We start from the raw sequence: 2,932 nt of genomic DNA, 5'->3' as shown, positions 1-2,932 counted from the left end.
CAGCCGCCCGGTCCGTCGCTGACCTCGGGGAGGATGCGCTCGCTGGCTTCGACGAGATGGAACGACAGGTCGTCGACGTCGAGTTCGTCGAAGGAGCGCAGCAGGCTGGTGCCCAGCGAAAGGAGCTCGCCGAAGAGCTCGACGCCCGTAAAGCCGCCGCCTGCGATCGTCACGGTCAGCGCGGCGCGCCGTTCGGGCCCGGGTGGAAGGTGCGCGGCCCGTACGAACGCGCCGAGCAGCCGGTCTCGTACCGCGATGGCTTCCTCGACGGTCTTCAGCCCGAGGGCTGCCCCGATGAGACCGGGCACCGGGAGCGTGCGGGTGATGGCGCCGGCGGTGAGGACGAGGATGTCGTAGGTGATCCGGTGCTCGCGTCCGTCCGGCGTGCGCACCTGAGCGAACCGGTGCGCATGGTCGACGGCGGTGGTGTACCCCTCGATGATCCGGGTGGTCCGCAGGTGGGCACGGAGCGGGACGACCACGTGTCGGGCCTCGACAGATCCGGCCGCGACCTCGGGCAAGAAGGGCTGGTAGGTCATGTAGCCGCGCGGTTCGACGATCGTGATCTCTGCTTCGCCGCGCCGCAGCCGCCGCTCCAGGCGCCACGCGGTGTAGAAGCCGGCGTAGCCGCCGCCCATGATGAGGATCCTCTTCATGTGAGCCTCCTTGTGTCTCACATATAGAGACGGCGCAGCCGTGCGGGGTGTGACGTGACGTGCGCTACAGCACGCACCTCCCCATCGATGTGCAGCTCACGCCGCGACGCGCCACGCGTTGTTTTGTTTCATTCAAAACAACGCTATGGTGGGGATATGGCCACGCCCGCGACAGACGCCGCCGAAGCGCTGCGTCATGCCGGGCTCAAGGTCACCGCCGGCAGGCTCGCTGTCCTGGACGTTCTGGCGACCATGCCGCACGCCGACGCTGACCGGGTGTTCCATGCCGTCGCCGGCCTGGTGCCGACGTCGATCCAGTCGGTCCACAACATCCTCGGTGACCTCACCACCGCCGGCCTGGCGCGCAGGATCGAGCCGGCCGGCTCGCCCGCCCGCTATGAGCGGCGTACCGGCGACAACCACCACCACGTGGTGTGCCGCGAGTGTGGCGCGATCGACGACGTCGACTGCGTCACCGGCGAACCCCCATGTCTGTCCCCGCGGTCCACCGCGGGGTACGCGATCGTCCAGGCCGAGGTGACGTTCTGGGGTGTGTGCCCCGCGTGCCAGGCCACGGCGACCGCAGCGACCTAGGACGTGTCCTAGACCCGACCGACCGAGCCAACACACCGCCGTCGCCGACAGCGGTGTCCTCGGTGCGCCACGAGATGAAGGAGAGCAGCATGACCGATGCACCCCGCCCCACGACGAGCCAGTCGGGAGCGCCCGTCGCGAGCGACGCACACTCGCTCACGGTGGGTCCTGACGGGCCCACCGTGCTGCACGATCGTTACCTGGTCGAGAAGCTCGCGCAGTTCAACCGCGAACGGATCCCGGAGCGCGTGGTCCACGCCAAGGGCGGCGGCGCCTTCGGCAGCTTCGAGGTGACCGCCGACGTGTCCGCGTACACGCGTGCTGCGGTGTTCCAGCCGGGCACGAGCACGCAGACGCTGCTCCGCTTCTCCTCGGTCGCGGGCGAGCAGGGATCGCCGGACACCTGGCGGGACCCGCGCGGCTTCGCGTTGCGGTTCTACACGACCGAAGGCAACTACGACCTCGTCGGCAACAACACCCCGGTGTTCTTTCTGCGTGACGGCATCAAGTTCCCCGACTTCATCCGGTCCCAGAAGCGGTTGCCGGGCTCTGGTCTGCGCGACTCCGACATGCAGTGGGACTTCTGGACGCTGAGCCCGGAGTCCGCCCACCAGGTCACGTGGCTGATGGGTGACCGGGGGCTGCCGCGCTCGTGGCGGCAGATGCAGGGGTACGGCTCGCACACCTACCAGTGGATCAACGCCGAGGGCGAGCGGTTCTGGGTGAAGTACCACTTCCAGTCCCGCCAGGGCGTGCACGCACTGACGCCCGAGCAGGCGGAACAGCTTGCGGGATCCGACGCCGATCTGCACCGCCGCGACCTGCACGATGCGATCGAGCGTGGCGATCTGCCGCAGTGGGACCTCAAGGTGCAGGTGATGCCCTACGAGGACGCCAAGAGCTACCGGTTCAACCCGTTCGACCTCACCAAGGTGTGGCCGCACGCCGACTACCCGCTGATCGACGTCGGCGTGCTCACGCTCGAGCAGAACCCGGAGAACTTCTTCGCCCAGGTCGAGCAGGCGGCGTTCAGCCCGGCGAACACGGTGCCGGGGATCGACCTCAGCCCGGACAAGATGCTGATGGCGCGGGCGTTCTCCTACCCGGATGCGCACCGTTACCGGGTCGGCACCAACTACAACGACCTGCCCGTGAACCGCCCCCTCGCCCCGGTCGCCGACTACACCCAGGACGGCGCTGCGCGGCACTCGTTCAAGCCCGCCTCGGCTCCGGTGTACGCCCCGAACTCGGTCGGGGGACCGGTCGCGGACCCGGCCGCTGCCGGGTCCGGCTCGTGGGAGTCCGACGGCGATCTCGTGCGTGCCGCGGCCACGCTCCACTCCGAGGACGACGACTTCGGGCAGGCCGGCACCCTCTACCGCGAGGTGTTCGACGACGGCGAGCGCGGCCGGTTCCACGAGACGCTGATCGGACAGGCAGCCGCGATCACCCGCGACGACGTGCGCGAGCGGTTCTTCCAGTACTGGGCGAACGTGGACGCAGGGCTCGGTGCGTTGCTGCGCGAGCGCCACAGCCAGCCGGCGGAGCCGGAGCTCGCCGAGCAGCACTGAGTCGGGTACGGGTGACGGGAGCCGTCGTCGCGACGACCTCGTTCCTCGGTGGGCGCTCCTCCTCCCGATTCCGGGCACCCGCTTCCACGAGAAAGGGCCGCTCGGACAAGT

Annotated in this window: 3 protein-coding genes; 2 read left to right on the top strand and 1 reads right to left on the bottom strand. The window is 69.2% G+C overall.

From position 1 onward, the window contains the following. Window positions 1–656, bottom strand: a 656-nt coding sequence (locus ACOJSN_RS15685) for an NAD(P)/FAD-dependent oxidoreductase (RefSeq protein WP_420113427.1), incomplete at its 3' end; no start/stop codon positions are given. 156 nt (window positions 657–812) lie between these two features. On the opposite strand from ACOJSN_RS15685, the gene ACOJSN_RS15680 reads away from it, so the two are divergent. Together ACOJSN_RS15680 and ACOJSN_RS15675 are read left to right on the top strand one after the other, a co-directional pair. Further along, a complete protein-coding gene (locus ACOJSN_RS15680) occupies window positions 813–1,250 on the top strand; it encodes a Fur family transcriptional regulator (RefSeq protein WP_420113426.1) in 438 nt (145 codons plus the stop codon). A gap of 89 nt (window positions 1,251–1,339) precedes the next feature. Then, window positions 1,340–2,821, top strand: coding sequence for a catalase (locus ACOJSN_RS15675; RefSeq protein ID WP_420113425.1), 1,482 nt, complete (start codon window positions 1,340–1,342; stop codon window positions 2,819–2,821). Window positions 2,822–2,932 lie beyond the last annotated feature (111 nt).

Source organism: Pseudactinotalea sp. (genome assembly GCF_048594945.1).
In the GTDB taxonomy this organism is placed as follows: domain Bacteria; phylum Actinomycetota; class Actinomycetes; order Actinomycetales; family Beutenbergiaceae; genus Pseudactinotalea.
The sequence above is the reverse complement of the archived record's forward strand: the minus strand, read 5'-3'. Positions and strand labels throughout refer to the sequence as shown.

Bases quoted from the DNA above. Each gene is read 5' to 3' on its own strand.
- ACOJSN_RS15680 (WP_420113426.1), top strand. From the start codon at position 813: ATGGCCACGCCCGCGACAGACGCCGCCGAAGCGCTGCGTCATGCCGGG.
- ACOJSN_RS15675 (WP_420113425.1), top strand. From the start codon at position 1,340: ATGACCGATGCACCCCGCCCCACGACGAGCCAGTCGGGAGCGCCCGTC.